This is a genomic window from uncultured Formosa sp. (assembly GCF_947500765.1).
Taxonomy (GTDB): Bacteria; Bacteroidota; Bacteroidia; order Flavobacteriales; family Flavobacteriaceae; genus Formosa.
This window is the reverse complement of sequence record NZ_CANMTH010000003.1, coordinates 73848-96612: the sequence shown is the minus strand read 5'-3', so window position 1 is coordinate 96612 and position 22765 is coordinate 73848. Positions and strand designations below refer to the sequence as shown.

Annotated in this window: 13 protein-coding genes; 4 read left to right on the top strand and 9 right to left on the bottom strand. The window is 33.3% G+C overall.

What is annotated here, in order from left to right; translation table 11 throughout:
- Positions 1–305 precede the first annotated feature (305 nt).
- The gene (locus Q1B05_RS06665) at positions 306–2660 is read left to right on the top strand and encodes a TonB-dependent receptor (RefSeq protein WP_299778914.1); all 2355 of its coding nucleotides are present in this window, start codon (positions 306–308) and stop codon (positions 2658–2660) included.
- A 12-nt stretch (positions 2661–2672) separates the two neighbouring features.
- Positions 2673–3152, top strand: a complete 480-nt coding sequence (locus Q1B05_RS06660; RefSeq protein WP_299778912.1) for a thioredoxin family protein — start codon at positions 2673–2675, stop codon at positions 3150–3152.
- Between the two features lie 75 nt (positions 3153–3227).
- Here the strand turns inward: Q1B05_RS06660 and Q1B05_RS06655 are convergent, their stop codons facing one another.
- The 9 genes from Q1B05_RS06655 to Q1B05_RS06615 form a co-directional block, all read right to left on the bottom strand.
- A complete protein-coding gene (locus Q1B05_RS06655; protein ID WP_299778910.1) occupies positions 3228–4643 on the bottom strand; it encodes a TolC family protein in 1416 nt (471 codons plus the stop codon).
- Positions 4644–4710: 67 nt separating this feature from the next.
- Positions 4711–5382: an ABC transporter ATP-binding protein gene (locus tag Q1B05_RS06650; RefSeq protein ID WP_299778908.1), complete on the bottom strand. Its 672-nt coding sequence runs from the start codon at positions 5380–5382 to the stop codon at positions 4711–4713.
- Between the two features lie 17 nt (positions 5383–5399).
- On the bottom strand, positions 5400–7787 hold the full coding sequence (locus tag Q1B05_RS06645; RefSeq protein WP_299778907.1) for an ABC transporter permease: 2388 nt from the start codon (positions 7785–7787) through the stop codon (positions 5400–5402).
- Between the two features lie 12 nt (positions 7788–7799).
- Positions 7800–10151 carry an ABC transporter permease gene (locus Q1B05_RS06640; RefSeq protein WP_299778905.1) on the bottom strand — a complete coding sequence of 784 codons (2352 nt, stop codon included), beginning with the start codon at positions 10149–10151 and terminating at the stop codon, positions 7800–7802.
- Positions 10152–10301: 150 nt separating this feature from the next.
- A complete protein-coding gene (locus Q1B05_RS06635) occupies positions 10302–12749 on the bottom strand; it encodes an ABC transporter permease (protein ID WP_299778903.1) in 2448 nt (815 codons plus the stop codon).
- Positions 12750–12773: 24 nt separating this feature from the next.
- Positions 12774–15140: an ABC transporter permease gene (locus Q1B05_RS06630; protein WP_299778901.1), complete on the bottom strand. Its 2367-nt coding sequence runs from the start codon at positions 15138–15140 to the stop codon at positions 12774–12776.
- A gap of 24 nt (positions 15141–15164) precedes the next feature.
- Positions 15165–17582 (bottom strand): FtsX-like permease family protein, encoded by a 2418-nt coding sequence (locus Q1B05_RS06625; RefSeq protein ID WP_299778899.1) that lies wholly within the window; start codon positions 17580–17582, stop codon positions 15165–15167.
- Positions 17583–17712: 130 nt separating this feature from the next.
- Positions 17713–18390, bottom strand: coding sequence for an ABC transporter ATP-binding protein (locus Q1B05_RS06620; RefSeq protein ID WP_299778897.1), 678 nt, complete (start codon positions 18388–18390; stop codon positions 17713–17715).
- A 76-nt stretch (positions 18391–18466) separates the two neighbouring features.
- Entirely contained in the window at positions 18467–19717 is a 1251-nt protein-coding gene (locus Q1B05_RS06615; protein ID WP_299779742.1) for an efflux RND transporter periplasmic adaptor subunit, read from the bottom strand.
- Positions 19718–20016: 299 nt separating this feature from the next.
- Here Q1B05_RS06615 and Q1B05_RS06610 point away from each other — a divergent pair, with 299 nt between their 5' ends.
- Together Q1B05_RS06610 and Q1B05_RS06605 are read left to right on the top strand one after the other, a co-directional pair.
- A complete protein-coding gene (locus Q1B05_RS06610; protein ID WP_299778895.1) occupies positions 20017–21369 on the top strand; it encodes a sigma-54 dependent transcriptional regulator in 1353 nt (450 codons plus the stop codon).
- The gene (locus tag Q1B05_RS06605) at positions 21359–22702 is read left to right on the top strand and encodes a HAMP domain-containing sensor histidine kinase (protein ID WP_299778893.1); all 1344 of its coding nucleotides are present in this window, start codon (positions 21359–21361) and stop codon (positions 22700–22702) included. Before Q1B05_RS06610 ends, Q1B05_RS06605 begins: the two co-directional genes overlap by 11 nt.
- Positions 22703–22765: the final 63 nt, after the last annotated feature.

Sequence of the window (22765 nt, the reverse complement as noted above, 5' to 3'; positions counted from 1 at the left end):
ATATTTTTTAACTAAAACAGAAGGTTATTCTAAAAAAAGAATAGCCTTCTGTTTTTTATTTATAATGTATTAACAACATATCCATCTCTACAAAAAATGCGATTTCTGTTTATAATAATTCAGAAAGGCAACTCTATAATCCCCCCTAGCCTTGTTCCAAATAAAATATCCTTTTAAATATTTTTTCAGATCACGCAAATATCATTTTTAAACAAAACGTAAAAATATATTTCATAGTACTTAATTAATTATTAGATTAGACTAAATTAATTAATTAGCTAACCAAATAAATATATTTAGAAATAATGAAAAAAGTACTTTACTTTATTTTTTTGATAAGTTTTGTCGTCACGGCACAACAAACAAACTCCACCATTTCAGGAACTATTTCTTCTGAAGGCAAACCAATTGCATTTGCAAGTATTTATGTAAAATCTGGAACACAAGGTATCGATGCCGATGTTAATGGCAAATACACTTTAACAGTTCCTGAAGGAGAAATTACCATTATAGTACAATATCAAGGCTATCGTACTCAAAATAAAAAGGTGGTAGTAAAATCTGGTGTCAATCAAACCATAAATTTTAATATCACCGAAGACGCTTTAGGTTTAGACCAAGTAGTTGTGAGTGCGACAAGAAACCGAATTAGCAAAAAAGAAGCTCCCGTAATTGTAAATGTGTTAAGCCCAAAACTATTTAGAGCTACACAATCCATTTCTTTAGCAGACGGATTAAACTACCAACCAGGGGTTCGTGTAGAAACAAACTGTCAAAACTGTGGGTTCACACAAGTCCGCCTTAATGGACTAGAAGGACAATACACACAAATATTGGTAAATAGCCGTCCTGTTTTTAGTGCGCTTAACGGTGTATACGGATTAGAACAAATTCCGGTAAGCATTATAGACCGTGTAGAAGTGGTACGAAGTGGCGGTTCTGCCCTCTTTGGTTCTAATGCTATTGCAGGTACAGTTAACATAATTACAAAAGAACCTGTAAATAACACTTGGGAGATAAGCTCTAATCTAGGGCTTATTGATGAAAAAACACCAGACCGCAGCGTTAACATGAATGCATCTATAGTTAATGAAGATTTAACTACCGGTATCACCGTTTATGGTATGTACCGCAATAGAGATGCTTACGATGCTAACGACGATGGCTTTAGTGAGATTACTAAACTAACCAACAATTCTCTTGGAGCAAAAGCATTTATAAAACCCAATAACAATAGTAGAATTGGAGTAGATTTTACAGCAATTAAAGAATTTAGACGTGGTGGTGACCGATTAGACCTTTCTCCTCAATTTACAGATGTTACCGAACAACTAGATCATAATACTATTTTCACAGGCATAGATTACGAATTATTTAACGAAGCGCGTACTAATTCTTTAAGTGCCTATACATCTGTACAACATACAAATCGCAATAGTTATTATGGCGGATTAGGAGGCGGACGAACCGCAGCAGATTCTACAGCAGCAAATAATGCCTTTGGTACAACTAAAGATGTTGCTTTTGTTGCGGGAACAAAATTCACGCATCACTTTAAAAATAAAGATGTCCTTACCACTGGACTAGAATACCAACTAAATGATACCAAAGACATTATCACTGGATATAATCGTTTGGTAGACCAAAAAGTTAATAATTATGGGCTTTATGGTCAATATGAATGGAAACCCACAGAACGTTTTACGGCATTAGTAGGTGCTAGACTGGATCATGTAGATGTAGATGGGTATTATACCATAGAAGATATCGAACGGTCTTCTGATGTAACTGAGACTGTATTAAGTCCGCGATTAACCATTCTATACGATATTAACAAAGCCCTTCAATTTAGAGGTGGTTATGCTAGAGGCTTCCGTGCACCACAGGCTTTTAATGAAGATCTTCATATTGCATCTGTAGGTGGCGAGCAAAGTTTTGTCATCCTTTCCGATGATCTGGAAAGTGAATTTTCGAATGCCTATACCGCATCGTTTAATTTTACAAAAGATTTTAATAAAACGCAAACTAATTTTCTAGTCGAAGGTTTTTATACCACACTACAAAATCCTTTTACCATTGTAAGCACAGGAACTCCTTTATCTAATGGTTCTATTTTAGAAGAATCACGAAATGGAGAGGGCGCTTATGTAACCGGAACCAATATAGAATTAAGTGTTTCGCCTAGTTCATCATTGTTTTTTCAAGCAGGTGTAACCTTTCAAAAATCAATATATAAAGAAGACCAAGTGTTTTTTGAAGCTGATGGAAGTTACCCAGGAGAAGAAGATGTAATTTTAAATGAATTTGCACGCTCACCTAACGTTTATGGATTCGTGAATTCTAATTGGGAAATTATTAAGGATTTAAGATTAGATGTCACGGGTAGTTATACCGGATCAATGATAGTGCCTCATGTTATAAGTGATTCTGGATTTGTAGATCTTGTAGATTCTGATGCTTTTTTTGATATGACTACAAAATTAACCTATCACTTTGATCCAATAAACACTTTTCATGTCGAAATAAGTGGTGGTATACAGAATATTTTAAATAGTTATCAAGATGATTTTGATGCTGGTGCGGGACGTGATTCTACTTTTATTTATGGTCCAAACAGACCGAGAACAATCTTTATTGGCTTCAAGTTTGGTGATTTTTAAAACAAATATACAATGATGAAATTTCTACTTTTTATATTTATTTTTTTCGGAGAATATTACGGTATAAAAGCCCAAAATAACGATGAGATTCATTGGAAAACTTTTCCTGAATTAGAAATTGCCTTAAAAGAAAACCCTAAACCTATTTTTATCTTTTTTCATGCCAAATGGTGTGCGTATTGCAAAAAGATAACACGCCAGATTTTTACAAAACCAACTGTTATAAAAATCATTAATACTAATTATTATGCCGTAAAAATGGACGTAGAAACTCAAGATACAATTGTATTTGATAATGTAACATTTACAAATAAACAATCCCTTACCCAACGTAACGGTATACATGAAATTCCTCTCTTACTAGCTTCTAGAGAGGGATTTCCTTTTTCTCTACCAGCCACTATTATTTTAAATCAAGATTTTACTGTACAAAATCGTGTCTTTGAATATTATACTTCTAGTGAATTACTTGAAATATTGAAACCTAAATAAGAACATATTATACATTCTAACCTTCAGTACACTGTTACAATCTCCTGATTTTAAATACTTATACAGAATAAAAAATTAATTCAACACACTATGTCCTCTATAATAATCTAAAACTTTAACGCGCAATATATATTCATATTTTGCATTGGCAAGGTTCACTTTAGCATTGTCTAAATTGTTCTTACTGGTTATATAATTTAAGAAATTAGACACCCCATTTTTAAACCTAATATCATTAATACGATAGGATTCTTGATAGGCTTCCACTTGTTTTTCTAAACTTTGATAACGCTTATAAGCGGCTTCCATATCAAAATACACTTGAGTAATTGCATTTTTAATAGAAACATGCGTACGTTCTAATTCTATAATAGATTCTTCAACTTTAATTTTTTCTAAAGCCACATTATTTTTTGCTTTAAACCCATTAAAAAGAGGAACACTAACAGCAATTCCTACAGCTGTATTTAAATTATTATCTAACTGGTCTCGATAACTAATCGTTTTAGAAACGAAAGACGTTTCTTCTGTAATTACTGGCAAATCTTGTCCTTCTACCGTTACAAAATCTCCCGTTTCAATCAAACTTGTACCGGTAGAGGTATAAAATTCTGCAGCACTAGAATGGTTGGTATACACGCCTCCAAAAAAAGACACTTCTGGTGTAAACTGAGATTTAGCTACACTCACACCTTTTTTTGCGGCCTCAATACGTAAATCTTTAGCTTTAAATGTGGCTAAATTTTGAAGTGATTCTCTATAAACGGCATCTACAGATAATGTATATGGTTCAAAACCTAGAATCAGACTTTCTGCATCGACATTAATACTTGTTTCTAAATTTAATAATATCATTAAACTTAATTTCGCACTATTTAAACTACTCTCGGAAACTAAAATACTTGTTTCATCATTAGCTATTTGTCCTAAAATATCGGCATAATCTGCAGGATTTCCAGATTCACTTTCAAAAAATCCTTTTTGAATTTGAAGCTGCTGTGTTGTTGTTTCTAATCGTGTATGTGCTAGATCTAAAACATCTTTAGCATTTAAAACTTGTAAATAGGCTAGAGTAACATTTAATATTAAATCTTGTCGCTCTGCTTCCGTTTCTAATTCTGATGCTTGCGCATTTAAACGATTCTGTTTGGCAGAATTCAATAACCGGAAACCATTAAAAATAGTCATATCTAAACTTAAACCTAAATTAGAATATGTTAACTCTTGGTCTATATAATCGTTAGTAAATGGGTCTATACTTCGACCATCATTAACACCCAAATTAAAATCTCCATTTAGACTTGGTAATAAATTAGCTTTAGATTGTTTATAATTTACTTTAGCAGAATTGGCTTGTAAATGGGTAGATTTTAAATCGAGATTGTGTTCTAAAGCAATAGCAATACAGTCGTCTAACGTATATGTTTTTTGAGCAAATCCTGCCCAACTGATTAAATAAAGAATAATTAGTATTACAAGTTTATGTATCATGATTTGTTTTTTAGAACACCCCTAAAATTCCATCAAGGGGAACAATTTTGAAAATGTTATTATAGACCTATACTATTTTTCCGTCTAGCAGATTAATAATTCGCGAACCATAAGCGGCATTACTTTCAGAATGTGTGGCTTGAATTATGGTAACGCCTTCCTTATTTAACTCAGCAAACAATTCCATAATGTCCTTACTTTGCTTAGAGTTTAAATTCCCTGTTGGCTCGTCTGCTAAAATCAATTTTGGTTGTCCGATTAAAGCTCTAGCAATGCCGACCAATTGTTGTTGGCCTCCACTTAATTGAATTGGGAATAAATCTTTTTTACCAACGATATTAAAACGATCTAGCATATCTGCCACCATCGCTTTGCGTTCAGAAGATTTTACATTTTTATAGAGTAATGGTGTTTCAATGTTTTCATAAACCGTTAATTCATCAATAAGATGATAAGCCTGAAACACAAAACCGATATACTCTTTATACAATTTGGATCTGTTTTTTTCTTTCATGCTATGTACAGGCTCTCCCAAAAAGGTATAGCCTCCATCTGTAAAATGATCTAACATCCCAATACAGTTTAACAAGGTAGATTTACCAGAACCCGAAGGTCCCATAAGTGAGATGAATTCGCCTTCTTCAACATTCAGATTAATTTGATCTAGTAAATACACTTTATTGCTTCCAGAATTAACTGTTCTTGTGGCTTCGTTTAAACTTAATAGAGTATTCTTCATTTTGATTGTTGTTTTGTTTATTCTGTTCTTAAACTTTGTATGGGGTTGGCAATAGCGGCTTTTATAGCTTGATAACTTACCGTAAAAAAGGTAACTATTAATGCTAATCCGCCAGCGATTAAAAACACATTCCAACTGATATTAATATGATATGCAAAATCCTGCAACCAATTGTTCATTAAGTATAAGGCTATAGGAAAACTTATTGCGAATGAAATCAAAATCAATTTCATAAAATCTACGGAGAGCAGTTGTACAATTTTTGGAACACTTGCGCCAAATACTTTACGTACTCCTATTTCTTTTTGACGTTGTTCTGCCATATACGCCGCTAATGCAAACAAACCTAGACAAGCAACTATTATGGCTAAAATTGAAAATAACAGACTAACGGTAGCCATCTGTTTTTCTTTTTGATATAGGTGTTCTAAATTTTTATCTACAAAGGAATATTGAAATGCAGAATTAGGAGCAATACTTTTAAAAGTGCTTTCAAATTCAGAAACTGTTTTAGTTAATATTTCATTTTTAAATCTGACTAATAAAAAATTATAGTTCCCTCTGTTAGTCGCATTATGAAACACATAAGCACCAATAGGTTTGTGTAGCGATGCAAAATTAAAATCGTCTACCACACCATAGATATAGCTATTATTACCAAGATTTGTCTCCACTTTTTTACCAATTGCTTCTTCAGGTGTATATCCTAAAAAATCTACTGCCGTTTTATTAATGAGCACCTCTACTAGCGAATCGCCATCTTGTTTATACGTTGGTAACCGCTGACCTGCTAATAATTTTAATTGTAAAATGTCTACAATATTACGTTCTGCTAAATTGGTATTTACACTCATACCCACATCACTATTGGGCTTATAAATACTATTTAAACTCACACTAGCCGTTGGATATCCTTGTGCTTTAGAAACAAGAGATACATTTGGCAATTTCTTAAAAGCATTTACAAGTGTATTTTTAGTTGCAAAATTTGGAACAGCTGTTGTTGAAATAGCCATCACATGCTCTGGATTAAATCCTAAGTTTTTATTCTGAATAAATTCTAATTGCTCACGCACCACAAGTACTGCCACAATAAGAACGACGGAAGCAGAAAACTGAACCACAACTAATCCTTTTCTAATAAAACTCGCCATTATTCCTTTATTAGAAGATGGCTTTAAAGCGTCTTTAGGTGAAAAACGAGACAAATACAATGCAGGATAAGAACCTGAAATAAGAGTTGTTATCAACCAAATAATAAATAAGAATACAATTATTTCTAAAGAGAATAAAGAAGATATATCTAGTGTTCTGCCTACAATAGTATTAAACGTTGGCAGTATTAATAGGGTAAGAAAACCGCCCAATAACATGGCGATAGCAGTAATAAGTCCGGTTTCTACATAAAACCTTAAAATCAATTGTTTTGTTGAAGCTCCTAATGTTTTATTTACACCAACATCTTTTGCCTTTTTTTGAGAGCGTGCCGTAATTAAATTCATGTAATTAATACACGCAATAATCAGAATTATAATGCCTAAAATTGTAAGATTCTTTATTTGACTGATGTCTCCATAATTCTCTAAATAACTATCAGTATAAGCGGAAGAATATAAATGAATACGCTCCAAGGGTTGAAGTGAAAACGTATACCATTGTGCTTCTTTTTCTATATTAACATCTATTATATGTTGAAGCTTTTTTTCTATATCCTTAAGGTTTGGCGTATCGGAATTAAGCATAACAAAAGTCTCAAAACTTGCATTTCCCCAACTTGGATTTTTAGCTTCTTGCCGCATCATAAAAGGAACAACGGCATTAAAATTCAAGGAACTATGTTCTGGAAAATCTTCAAATATACCTTTAACCTCAAACGTATTTCTATTATCTACAGTTAAGGTTTTCCCTAAAGGATTTTCTGTTCCAAAATAACGCTCTGCAGTACTTTTAGATAGTAATATACTATTCGGAGTATTTAGTGCCTCTGCTCCTATTCCACTGAGGGTTTTCACATCAAACATATCCAATATAGAAGGATCTATCCAAAATAATTTATGCTCTACAAGAATGTTATCTCCTGCTTTAATAAAAGCATTTCCTCCATAATCATTCTTTAATAGTCTACCAGATTTAACAGCGCTCGGAATCTGTTCTGTAAGTTCTGGACCTAAAGCAGATGGTACTTGTGCCCAAGTTTCTATGCCTTCTTCAGTAGTATGCAAAAGCACTCGAAAAATGCGATCTTTATTAGCATACATAGAATCAAAACTACGCTCATGCAGTATGAATACAAAAAGTAGTAATGTGGTTGCTAAACCTATAGAAAGTCCAAAAATATTCACTGCCGAAAACAGACGATTGGTCTTTAAACTTCTCCATGCAATTTTAATATAATTTTTAATCATGACGATTGATTTTTATTCTGTTTTTAAACTATCTACAGGATTTGCCAATGCTGCTTTTACAGCCTGAAAGCTTACCGTTACCATCGCAATTACAATAGCTACAACACCTGCTATGACAAAAATCCACCAATTGATTTCTATGCGATACGCATAATTCCCTAGCCAATTATCCATAACATACCAAGCCATAGGAATGGCAATTACAATGGCAAGACCAACGAGTATTAAAAAGTCTTTAGATAATAATTTCACGATGCCTGCAACACTTGCTCCTAAAACTTTACGAACTCCAATTTCTTTACTGCGCTGCTCTGCGGTATAAGCCGCCAATCCAAAAAGTCCCAAACACGAAATAAGAATGGCTAATAAAGCAAAGAGTTGAGATAACTTTCCAACGAGCTGTTCACTTTTAAATTTGGCATTAAAAGCATCATCTACAAAGCTGTATTCAAAAGGAAACGCTGGGTTGTGTTTTTTCATTACCGCTTCAATTTTAGACAACACATCGCTAGTTCCTATTTTAGGATTTGTTTTTAAATACATATAGCTCGCTTCACCATGGTAGTTAAAAAATAGCACAGGATCACTTTGTCCATACATGTCATCAAAGAGGTAATCTTTTACAACGCCAACAACCGTATACACATCTCCTCGATCTATCTTCTTACCAATAGCACTGCCTTGTCCCATCAGTTTAGCGAATGATTCTGTAATTAAAACACTTGCACTGTCTTTTGCCATGTTTTCATAAAACCCACGACCTTCAACGATTTCCATTCCCGCAGTTTCCAAGAAATCGGAACTGACATATCTAAAGAAAATTAAGACATCTTCTGTGTTTGTGCCTCCTGTCCATGTTAAGTTAGAACCATTATTGCCTCCATTTAAAATCCCAGAATTATTTAAACCGACGCTTGAAACCGCTCCTGTATGTATTAAATCTTCTTTGATGACATCAAATTTTTCAATCATCGTCCCATTGACATTCAATGAAATCAATTGGTCTTTATCAAAACCTAAGTCTCTATTTTTTATATGCTGAAGTTGTTGATAAACGAGAATCGTACAAATGATAAAAACGATTGAAATTGTAAACTGCCCAACAACGAGCCCTTTCCGAATATAATTTGCAGAACCTTGAGTAACTTTTAGTCCTTTTAAAACCTCAACAGGTTTAAATGAGGATAGATAAAAAGCCGGATACAGTCCTGCGAAGATGCCGCACACCAATGTAATTCCTAACAAAAAGACCATATGTAATGGTTTTTCCAATCCTAAAACTAAATCTTTCTCTATAAGTAAATTGAATTGTGGCAATAAAATAAAGAGCAATAAAACACTCACTGTAGTCGCCATAAAAGCGAGAATTAAAGCTTCTGAAATAAATTGAAAAATTAATCGTGTACGACCAGAGCCCATGGCTTTACGAACTCCGACTTCGTTCGCACGTTTTTCGCTTCGTGCTGTTGATAAATTCATGAAGTTAATGCACGCAATGAGTAAGATAATTAAAGCAATAATGGTAAATAATCTAACCGAAGCGATGCGTCCACCAACTTGCTTTCCATTCTCAAAATGATTTCTTAAATGCCAATCTTTTATAGAATGTAAAAATGCTTTTGAGTCACTATCTCCTGTTTTTTTCTCTAATAAATATCTTACTTGTGCATCAACAGCATTAAAATCAGCTTCTGGTGATAATGCTACAAAGGTATCTGCAAAGAAGCTACCATATTCATTGGTCCATTCTTTATCATTGCTCCAACGTTCAAATGGCGCAATCCAGTTGATAGGAAACGTCACGTTTTTCGGAAAATTCTCAATCACTCCAGTTATGAGGTATTGATCTTTATTGTCTATGGTTAAGACTTTGCCTAATACTTTGGTGTTTTCGCCATAAAGCTGTTCTGCCGTTGCTTTAGTAATAACGATTGCTTCCGGATTCTTAAAGGCGTCTTTAGCATTTCCTTCTACAAACTTTAAACTAAAAATTTCAATAAAATCTTCATCTACAAAACGTCCACCGCTATTAATGGCATTATCATTTACCGCAAATAAAAAGTCTCTATGTTTGGTACGCGATGCCCTAACAATTCCCGGAATTTCTGTTTTCATAGCTTCCGCAAATGGTCCTGGTGTAGAATTGAACGTTCGCCATTCTCCATCATATTCTTGATGCGTTGGCACGTAATACACTTGATCTTGTTTTTCAAATTCCGAATTAAAACTCAACTCATCTTCAACCCATAGAAAGATTAAACTGGCACACGTAATTCCTATGGCTAATCCGAAAATATTCAGAAAGCTATACCCTTTATTTTTACGTAACGTCCGGAATGCTATTTTTATATAATTTAAAATCATACTATTTTTTTGACTGAATTAATTACTTCTACTCTTTATATAGTGAAGATGATGCCAAAACCATAAATTACTACCTATCAATAAATTAACTTTAATTCAAAACTAAATAGTGTTCGCTTTTAGTACACTATTTGTTCGTAATCGAACACTTTATTCTGAACGCAATGAGTCTACAGGATTGGCATTTGCAGCCTGAAGCGTCTTTACACTGATGACTATTAAAGCAAAGAAAATCATAGCTAATCCGCTTACTAGAAACACCCAGAAACTAATACTCGTTTTATAGGCAAAATCTTGCAACCAGTTATTAATCCCATACCAAGCAATTGGTGCCGCAATTACAAAAGCAATCGCAACCAAGATTAAGAATTCTTTACATAGGATTGTGTTAATTTGAAATAATGACGCACCTAAAACCTTACGGACTCCTATTTCTTTTATACGTCGGTTTGTGGTATAAATGACAAGACCTAATAAGCCTAAACAACTAATTAAAATAGATAAGCCCGTAGCCCAATTTAATAGTTTAGACATTTTACGTTCGCGATTATAGAAATTTTGAATGCTTTCGTCTAAAAACTCGACTCGGTAATCATCTGTTTCTGTATATACAGATTTATAAGCGTTTTCAATTTTAGACAATGTTGTTTTTAAGCCTTCGGAAGATTCATTTTGAAACGCTAAATGTACAGCTTGAAATTGGCTCCAATCTGGACGGTTCCAATCGCCACGAAATGCCATAGGTTTAATATTGCTTTTCAATGAACGTTGAAAAAAGTCGGCCATAACACCCACAATCGGAACATTCTCACCACCTAACAAAACGATCTTACCAACGGCTTCCTCTGGACTTTTAAATCCTAGTTTTTTTCTACAGGTTTCGTTTATGACTAACTCTTTAACCGTATCATTTCTTATACGTCTTCCGGCTAAAAGATCTAACTCAAAGACTTTAGAATAATTAATGTCCCCAAAAATAAATTGCAAGTCGGTGTTAACCTCATTTTCACCATTATTATAGGTAAGAGAGGTACTATTTGTGGATATCGATGCTGGAGGTGTACCTCCAATACTTATGTCTTTTATTTCTGGAATGGCTCTTAATTTTTCAGCATAAAGCTCTTTTTTGGAAACTTCACGCTCACCTCTTGGACTATAAACAGAAATAATAGCATCCGTTTTAAAACCCATATCTGTAGTGAGCAGAAAATTAATTTGTTTACCGACCAATAATGTGGCAATTATGAATATCTGAGCAATGGTAAACTGAAAAATGGTTAAAAACTTTCTAAGTTTTACCTTTTTGTCACCAACAGCTAAATGATTTTTTAATACGGAAACGGTATTAAATTTTGATAAAATTAGGGCTGGATAAAATCCTGATAAAAAGGTTACTATAATTAATAAAACGATGACACTTACAACAATTAAAGGCGATTTAAAAAGCTCAAAATTTAGACCATCTGGCACAAAATCTGAAAACACATTTATTAACCATTTAGAAAGTAAAACAGACAATAGAGCAGATATAAGCACCAATAAAAAGGTCTCTCCCATAAACTGACTAATCAATTGCTTCCTAGAACTCCCTAAGGTTTTTCGAATACCAATCTCTTTGGCACGTTGAGATGCTTGTGCTGTATTGAGGTTAATAAAATTGATACAGCCTAATAATAAGAGGAATACAGCCACTAAAGCCAAGTTTATCAGTAGTGATTTATTGGCTTGCCCTTTAGACCAATCATAGATGCCATATTTTTCATTAAAATGAATATCTGACAACGGTTGTAATGCAAATTTTTGCTCGTCACCATATTTTTTTGAATCTTCATCTTGGTGCGCTGCAGCTAAATTATCAAGACGATTTTGTATGGCTGATACATCGGCATTAGAAGCTACTTTTACAAAGAGTTGTGAAGCATCATTTGTATTATTCCAATTTAAATTGAGGAAATTTTCTCGTAATCGGGTTTGCAAAAGAAGAGGTTTTGCTATAAATTCTTCGAACACAAAATCTGTTCTTTCTTTAAAATTTTCAACAATACCTGTTACAGTAACATTAAGGGAATCGTTATAAACTAAAGTCTTTCCTATAATATCTGAAGGTACCGTATTTGGAAAGTAATCTGCTGCTCTATTTTCAGTTAGTATAACACTATTTGGATGTGATAAGATGTTAGTTTCATCTCCTGCTAAAAATGTATAATTGAAAATCTTAAAATAATTGGCATCTGTAAAAATGACGAAGTTTGGCCACTTAAATTCGGAACCTAATTCTCTATTTTCAACTTTTGAAGGGCGTTCTATATAAAAGCTACCAACCGTTTCAAAATTGGAATCATCCTTTATTTCATCCTCTAAGGCTAAAGTGACTCCAGAAATAGAAAAGGTATCTTCTGGACTAATTAAATCGGTAACGACTCGATAAATGCGATCACCATCTTTATGAAAGTCATCAAAAGTAGCATCATAATACACCATTAAACCAATCACAAACGACGCACTTAATCCTATAGTAAGACCTATGATATTAATTAGAGAAAACACCTTATGCTTCATAAGGTTCCTCCAGGCTATTTTGAAATAATTTTTAATCATGATTAATTATTTTTTGAATGAGGCTTATTCTCTTCTTAAACTTTCTGCTGGGTTTTTAATTGAAGTCTTTATAACGTGTATACCAATAGTTAAAACGACAATAAGCAATACAATAAGCGCTGTAATTATAAATACCCACCATTTTATTTTAATATGATATGCAAAATTTTGTAACCATGAATTGATATAATACCAGGTTAATGGTATTGAAATAATTGCTGCGAGCAAGACAAGCCAAATAAAATCTGTAACTACAATTTTTGTTATATTGAGCATATTCGCTCCCAAAATTTTTCGTATTCCCATCTCCTTTGTTCTTCGTTTCAGCATTAATAAAACCAAACCAAATATCCCCACAAGAGATAGTATAATTGATAGACTTGAGAAGTAATAAAAAATATTCTGAAACCTTTTTTCACTTTTATAAACCGTACTAAAAGCATCATCCAAAAACCAGTAATCAAATGGTGTCTTAGCCAATAAACTTGACCATAATTCCTCTGTTTTATCTATTAAATTCAAAGATTCTCCAACATAATATTTTACAACCAATGCCGAATAATAATCATCAAAAGGTTGGTTCGTAATAATTAACGGTTCAATTTCATCGTGTAAGGCGGCAAAGTTAAAGTCCTGTACAACACCAATAACTTTATGATCACCATCTCTATGAATAGTTTTGCCAATTGGGTTTTTCCAACCTAATGATTTCGCAAGTGCTTCATTAATTACATAACCATTTTTATAACTCAGACTTTCCTTGGAAAAAAAACTCCCAGAAACAAGATTGATGTCAAATGTTTTTAAAAAGCTCTCATCAACGTCCAACTGATGGATCATCATAATTTGTTTACTCTTTTCAGGTCTAAACCCATTTTGGGTAATACCATTATATGGCACTTCTGATACTCCTGTTACATTTTTAATTTCGGGTAACTCTAATAGCTTTTGTTTTAAAAGCGTATATCCTTTTTGGGCATTAGAACCTATTAATGGTAAAATCAATATTTGTTCTTTATTAAATCCCTGATTTTTTGTTTTAATAAACTGCATTTGCATGCTAATAAATAAAGTACTTGCTATTAAGCCGATTGTAATAACAAACTGAACAACAATGAGCCCCTTTTTAAAATTAAATGATGATGAAAACTTAGGAAAGTTTGCCTTAAAGGTTTCACTTATATTAAAAGAAGTAAGATAAAATGCTCGATAGCTTCCTGCAATGGTACTTACAAGTAAAATAAAAATAAACAAAAACAGAAGCGCTTGTAAAATCTCAGAATCATTAAGGCTTAAACTTGTATCAAGTAATCGTTCATAAGCAGGAAGTAAAAAAGCAACCAACATAATAGCAAATAAACCTGATATTGCAGATATTAATAAGGTTTCACCTAAAAACTGTTTTACTATTTGCCTCTTATTTGCACCTAGTATTTTTCTTACTCCAATTTCTTTTATTCGAGTTACAGATTGAGCCGTAGTTAAGTTAATATAATTAATACTTGAAATAACTAAAATGAGTAAGGCTACTATACTAAAAATATAAATATTGGTGCGTAATGTTTTAGAATTGTTGTTATAGTAAAGATGAAGGTCTTTTATAGGTTGAAGCGAAGCAACCGTTTTAAAGCCAATACTTTCATTTTTTTCATTAATATGTTTCCACATAAAATCAGGAAACTTATTTTGTAATACATCAGGATTAGTACCATTTTTAAGCAGTAAATAAGTTATATATTGATTACCTCCATTCCAACCCAAATAATTACCAGGTTCTTTATATAATGTTTTAAAGGAAAGCAAGGCATTATACTTTATATGAGAATTAGGGGGTGTATCTTGAGCAATACCAGTGACAAGGTATTCACTTGAATTATTGATTTTTATCGTTTTCCCAATAGCTTCTTCGTTTCCAAATAATTTTTTCGCTATAGTTTCTGTAAGCACAATAGAGAAAGGCTCTTTTAGTACTGTATTTGGATTCCCTTTTAATAAGTTGTAAGTAAGAACATCGAAAAACCCTTGATCTGCATGATGAATATTTTTAAGATTGAATGCTTTATTTCCTGAAGAAATATAGGCTTCCCTTTCTGAAGAAATACGAACAAAAGATTCAATTTCAGGCAATTCAACTTTGGCGTCAGATCCAAAATCAGATATAAATTGTGCATCCGACCCAATTAGTTTTCCGCTTTGAAAAAATTGGAATCCAACACGATATAAATTTGATTCGTTTTTATGAAAATTATCAAACTTATATTCATTATTAATATAAATAGCAATTAGTAAAACAGAAGCGATTCCAATTGATAAACTAAACAAATTTATTATTGACAAAACTTTGTTCTTCCAAAGGTTCCTCCAGGCTATTTTGAAATAATTTTTAATCATAATGTGTATGATTTGATTGATTAGTTATTCCGTTCGTAATGAATCAACAGGATTAGAGGTTGCGGCTTTTATTGTTTTTACAGCTATGGTTAGCATGGCTATTAATACGGCAATTCCACCAGCTGCAAGGAACATCCAAATATTAAGATCAATACGATACGGATAGTTCTGTAACCATTTATTCATGGTCCACCAAGCAATAGGTGTAGCCATAAGAAATGCAATAACAACCAATTTTAAAAAGTCTTTAGTAAGCAATACCGTAATTGCAGAGACACTCGCACCAACAATTTTACGTACACCAATTTCCTTTCGTCGTTGTGCCACAATGAGCAATGACATGGCAAACAAACCGATACAACTTAAGATAATGGCGAGTACAGAACCACTACCAATCATGGTAATCATGGTGCGTTCGTTACGTAAGGTTCGTTCTATATTTTCATTTAAAAATGAGCCCTGAAATTCTACATTAGGTTCAATAGTATTCCAAGCTGTTTTTACATCATCGTAAGCCTGTTCTAAATTTTGAGATGTAACTTTAACGTAGGCATTTCTTAGATTCCAATTAGGTAGTGCAAATAAGCTCATAGGTGCAATATGCTGATCTAATTCCTGAAAGTTAAAATCCTCAATTACTCCAACGATATTGTATGAAGCATCATCTAGTGTGATTTGAGATGCTAAAATATCGTCTTCATTCATCTGTTTGGCCATTGCTTGGTTGATAATAACCGATAGACTGTCGCTCACCAGATTCTTTCGAAATGAACGGCCTTCAATGATATTCAAATCTAAAGTTTCAACATAATCGGCATCAACAACTAACATATGCGTATCCACTCCACGTCCTTTATACTCAAAACCTAAGACACTTGTCGTTCGATTACCATCTTTTCCAATACCCAAAATATTATTGGATGCTGTGATGCTCACAATATTCGGCTTATCCTGAAGCGTATTTCGAAGTAATTCTATAGCCTTTTGATCGTTGCGTTTTCCATTAAGCGGAAAAGCAATGACCTGATCTTTATTAAACCCTAAATCTTTAGTTCGCATAAATTCGACCTGATCCCAAAGTACAAGCGTACCACTTATCAATAAAATAGCGATCCCAAATTGTAAAACCATTAAACTGTTACGCAAACGATTTTTACCATTCACCTGTAGCTTTCCTTTTAAACTTTGTAAAGTTCCTAGACGACTCATGAGTAATGCAGGATAACCACCTGCAATTAATGTAATAAGCAAAACACTAAAAATTAGCAAAGTCAGTAATGATGGATTTAGTAATGTTGCCAATGAAGCTTGCGTTCTAAAGAGTGTTTGAAAATAAGGCAGTAACACCACAGCTAATAAAATCCCTAAACCTATAGACATTAAAAACACTAAAATGCTCTCTCCCCAAAACTGAAAGAAGAGCTGTTTTTTATTGGCTCCAAGTGTTTTTCGCATGCCAATTTCACGCAAACGTTGTGAACTTTTGGCAATACTCATATTTATAAAATTCACACAAGCGATAAACAGAATTAAAAATGAAATTCCCAAAACTAAATAAGGCATCGTACGATTGACACTAACAACGCCTTGATTAAAATTAGCAAAGCGAACATCTGCCAACGGCAATAGTTTTATTTGTCTGTAAAGGCCATCTACATTGGGTTGAAAACCATCACGCTTGGCATTATCAATCTCATTTTTATAATGTAATTGGGTGAAATCTGCTGTGCTTTTCTCAAATTGCTCAGGTTTTAAACCTTCAGAAAGTTGCATATACACCTCATGATTCTCCATGTCCCAACGTCCTACAGTTCTGGCATAGGCATGTTCATTTTGGCTTTTAAAATTGAGCACGATATCAAAACCTATAGAACTTGTATTAGGAAAATCTTCTATAATCGCGGTGACATTAAAAGGCACTTCGACTTCATCTCTTAAAATAGTAACGGTTTGCCCTATCGGATTCTCATCGCCAAATATGCGTTTTGCAGCCTGCTCTGTCATCGCAACTGAAGACTCTGAGGTTATTGGATGTTTCGTATCACCTTTTACAATGGGAAAGCTGAACATCTCAAAAAAGTCGGGATCTACATAAGCAGTCCCCATACCAAGCTGCTTGTCTTGATACGTTAATAAGACTCCAGAACCACTATAACGTGTAATTTTCTCTACTCCTGTAACCTCATCACGAAGTGCTGCCGCAAAAGGTTCGGATTTTGAGGTATTGGCTTCAATACCATTTAACCCACTATCTTCTGTATACACTTGATAGATTTCATCTCCATGCTCATGAAAGCGATCAAAAGACAATTGAAAAACCGCAAACATGCCTAATAATAGGGCTACTCCGAATGCCACTGTAAGACCTACGACATTGAGTGCTGTGAATGTTCTGTTCTTCCAGAGGTTTCTGAGTGCTATTTTGAAATAATTTTTAAACATAGTTTCTAAGAATTACTGTTCGTTTTTTGATTTGGCGCCAACACTTCAGTAATTAATATGTGACTAATTCATTTGTGATTAACTGAAGTGCTTTTCCGCCAGATTGATTGATTGATTGATAAAAGTCGATTTATGCCAAAATATTTTCTGTTACTTTTTGTCCATCTAACATTCTGATAATTCTATGACTATATTTCGCATCGTGTTCACTGTGTGTTACCATTATTATTGTAGTTCCTGCTTCATTAAGATCGATTAATAAATCCATAACCTCGTTCCCATTGGTACTATCTAAATTTCCTGTTGGCTCATCGGCAAGAATTAGTTTGGGCTTGTTCACAACAGCTCTTGCGACAGCCACACGTTGTTGTTGTCCACCAGACAATTGCTGAGGAAAGTGATTTCTTCTGTGCATAATTTGCATTTTTTCTAAAACCGCTTCTACTTGTTTTTTACGTTCTGCAGGTTTTACACCGGTGTAGATTAATGGTAATTCTACGTTTTCAAAAACGGTAAGTTCATCGATAAGATTAAAACTCTGAAATACAAAACCGATGTTATGTTTACGTAATTCTGAACGTTTACGCTCATTGTAACCAGCGACTTCAGTCCCGTTAAACAAAAAACTTCCACCATCTGGATCATCCAATAACCCTAAAATGTTTAATAAAGTCGATTTCCCACATCCTGAAGGTCCCATAATCGCGACAAATTCACCTTCTTTTACATTAAAAGACAACTTATTTAAAGCTATGGTTTGCACTTCTTCGGTTTTATAAAATTTCTCTAAGTCCGTAATTTGTATCATTGTATTTATATTTTTTAGCTGTTAGCCTTTAGCTTGTTAGTTGTTAACTCTTAATTATTTCTCTATGCTCTTGTTTCTATTTCAAAATCAACTCTTCCGTATCACCAAAAGAATCGTAACTCGATGTCACGACTTTATCACCAGGATTTAATCCCTCAAGCACTTCGTAGTATTCTGTATTCTGACTTCCTAATCTGATATTTACTTTATAGGCCGTGTTACCATCTTCACTCACTTTAAACACCCAATTCCCTCCTGTTTTTTGAAAAAACCCACCTTTTGAAACTAATAAGGCTTCTTTTTCGGCACTTAAGGCCACACGAATCTGTAAGTTTTGACCTCTTCTAATCCCTTCTGGTACATCGCCTTCAAATTTCATATCTACTTGAAAACGACCATTATTTACTTGGGTAAATACTTTTTTGATGACTAACGTGTAGGTTGTGTTATTCAATGTGAAGGTTCCGATTTGGCCATTATAGATTCTAGAAATATAATGCTCATCGATATCAACTCTTACCTTGTAACCACTAGTGACATCCACTTGTCCTAATCGTGTGCCTTTATTTATAGATTGTCCGATTTCAGCATCAAGAGATGTTAATTGCCCATCTATTGGAGCTCTAACCACTAAATCACCTACTTTTTTTCGCATTAATTCTAAAGCGCTCTGTGTTCTGGCGTACGAGTTTTTGGCTTGGCTTACTTCTAATTGCGATGAAATAGTATCTTCAGACAGTACTTGTTTCGCTAATTTCATGAGTTGTTTTTGATATTCAAAATTATTCTCAGACGATTCATAATCCATTCGTCCAATCGCTCCTTTTTCATATAAGCGTTTGTTTAAATTATAAATACGCTCTGCTTCTATTAAATTACTTTCAACATCTGTAAATTGATTTTGCCTATTAATAGTATTTTGTCGTGCTGCATTTTGAGAAATCTGCATTTGCGTTAATAAGTTATATACCGATGTTTCCTGATTAATTAAACTCAATTCCAAATCGGTATTCGATAATCTTAAAATGGGCTCTCCTTGTTTTAAAATAGCACCATCTTCTACAAACTTCTCCTCTACACGTCCGCCTTCAAGCGCATCCAAATAAATAGTAGTAATGGGTAGTACTATACCATTAACAGGTATATTTTCCTGAAACACATTTTTACTTACGGTATGTATAGAAATACGTTCTTTTTCTACATTCAATTTAGAGCCACCAGAAGTCTGTAAAATAACATATACAATTAAAGTTATAACGGCTATACCCCCTAAAGCTAATCCTAGTTTTTGATTTGAAAATTTCTTCTTTTGAATTGGAACGTCCATTGTATCTCTTTTATTTATACCGTTTATATAGTGAAGATGATGCCAAAACCATAAAAACCTCATTTACAATTAATTAATTTTAAATCCAAAACTAAAAGTGTCCGTTTTTGATACACTTTATGTTCGAAAACGCACACTTTTGAAGACGCCAAAAATTTAGGTTTTGTAATTTTCATAAGCCCAAGATAAAATCGTAATATTGTAAACACAACCTTAGAATGAGCTCTATACGTAATTTACGAAGAATAACGTTGAGCTTTGAAAAGACTTCCTAATAAATAAACCTCGATTATCGAGTGATGGTATTAAAAAACGCTACAATATTGGTAATAGACGATGATGTTGATGTATTAACAGCATTACGCCTGCTTTTAAAACCTCTTGTTAAAACAGTGGTTACCGAAAAAAACTCAAGTAATATTACGTCTCAAATAGAAAGTATGTCTTTTGATATTATCATCTTAGACATGAATTTTAATGGTTTAGTTAACACAGGGAATGAAGGTATTTTTTGGTTAAATAAAATCTTACAAAAAAATCCAGAGACGTCTGTTATTTTAATGACTGCTTATGCAGATATTGATTTAGCGATAAGAGGATTAAAAGAAGGAGCTTCCGACTTTTTAATGAAACCTTGGAAGAATGAAAAAATCATAGAATCTATAAACGCTATTCTTTGTAATAAGAAATCTAAACACGCGAACAAAAAATCCATTCATAGTGATGCTGTTGAAATTATTGGAAACAGTGACGTTATGAATAACGTCTATACAAAACTGAAAAAAGTAGGACCAACAGATGCTAATATTTTAGTTCTTGGAGAAAATGGTACTGGTAAAGATTTAATTGCACGTGCATTGCACGACCTCTCTAACAGGCAACACAAACCGTTTATAAAAGTAGATGTAGGTGCCTTAACCGAATCGCTATTTGAAAGTGAATTATTCGGGTATAAAAAAGGTGCGTTTACAGATGCCAGAGAAGATCGAAAAGGCCGTTTTGAAGCTGCCCATGGTGGGACTTTATTTTTAGATGAAATTGGAAATATTAGCTTAAGCCAACAAGCACGATTGCTTACCATTTTACAAAACAGACACGTCACACCTTTAGGTTCTAATGATTCCATTCCAATTGACATTCGGTTAATTTGTGCTACCAATATTAATCCTCAAGTTTTAGCCGACGAAAGTAAATTTAGAAAAGATTTAATTTATAGAATCAATACGGTTGATATTACTGTACCACCTTTAAGAGATCGTGGCACAGATATTACAGAATTAGCACATCATTTTGTGGCTCTATATGCCGAAAAATATAATAAAAGTCCATTTACATTCGATTCTGGATTTATTTCAAAACTTAAAAATCACGACTTCCCTGGTAATGTTAGAGAATTGCAATATGTCTTAGAACGCGCTGTGATTATGACAGATGGTACTGTTTTAAAACCTGAAGACTTAGTATTTTCAACAATCGAACGTTCTATAACCACAACCAGTATAGAAACGAAGAGTTTAAATTTAGACGATTTAGAAAAAAATGCAATTCTTACTGTACTAGAAAAAAATAGAGGTAATGTCTCTAAATCTGCCAAAGAGCTAGGCATTACAAGAGCGGCTCTATATAGACGATTAGAGAAGTATGAACTATAAAACATACATCTTTAAATTGTTTTTTAGAATTGTACTTATTGTATGTACAATTCTCGGTATAACGTATACGATTTACAGAGATAAAACAACTTATACCGTTATTATTAGCATGGTCTTATTTTATTTATGCATTAATACGTATACCTTTATAAAACGGCGTTTTGTTGCTATGGACGATTTTTTTGAAGCTGTAAAATACCGCGATTTCTCAAGATGGTTTCCTGAAGATCGTGGTCCAAAAGATATTCGGTTTCTCTATACGGGGTTCAACGAAATTAATAGAACCATTAAAGAAATAAACGCTCAAAACGAAGCGCAATACGTGTACCTACAAAAGATTTTAGAAATGGTAGATATCGGTATTATAGCGTATAATCTGGAATCTGGAGATGTACTTTGGAGTAATGATTCTTTTGGTGAAACCTTAGATATCCCATCGTTTAAAAACATTCGGTTTGTAGAAAATAGAAAACCCGAATTATTCAATACCATTTTTGAAACCTACCACAGAGAACCCAATTCCATTTCGATAGCACTTCAAAATGAAAGTATTAAAATCTTAATTTCAGATACTGTTTTTCAGGTAAAAGAGGATACTTTCAAATTAATAGTCATTCAAAATATTGATGACACCTTAAATAAAAACGAATCGGAGTCTTGGAAGAAGTTATTAAGTGTCATGACGCATGAAATCATGAATTCTATTGCACCCATTTCTTCGTTAGCAGATACACTTCAAAAAAACGTACAATTAGCCATAGAACATCCTGAAGAAACACGTTTGGAATTAGAAGATTTAAATGCTGGTGTAAAAACCATTAAAAACAGAAGCGAGGGCTTACTAAAATTTGCAAAAACTTACCGAAGTTTAAACAAAGTTACCCATTTAAATTTGCAACGGGTTAAACTGTCAGAACTGTTTCATAACATTCAATTGTTAATGGAACCGTCCTTGCAGGCTAAAAACATGGCTATACAATTTCAAGTAACTCCTCCAAAATTAGAACTCGATATTGATACGCATCTTATAGAACAAGTACTAATTAACCTTATTATTAATGCGGTAGACGCCTGTAAACAAAGTAATCAACCAAAAATAAAAGTCATCGCATCTCAAAATTCAAATAGAGATATTGTTATAAAAGTTGTAGATAATGGCTCTGGAATTCCTAACGAAATATTAGAAAATATTTTTGTTCCCTTTTTTACCAGTAAGTCTACAGGAAGCGGTATTGGTTTAAGTCTTTGTAAGCAAATTATGTTACTGCATAAAGGCCGAATTATTGTAAAAAGTGTGGAGGGAGAAGGTTCTGTGTTTAGCCTTATTTTTTAATTCTATTTCTTAGCATTAACACAAATGGTTATATTTGAATTCACTCTATATACCATCCTCTTA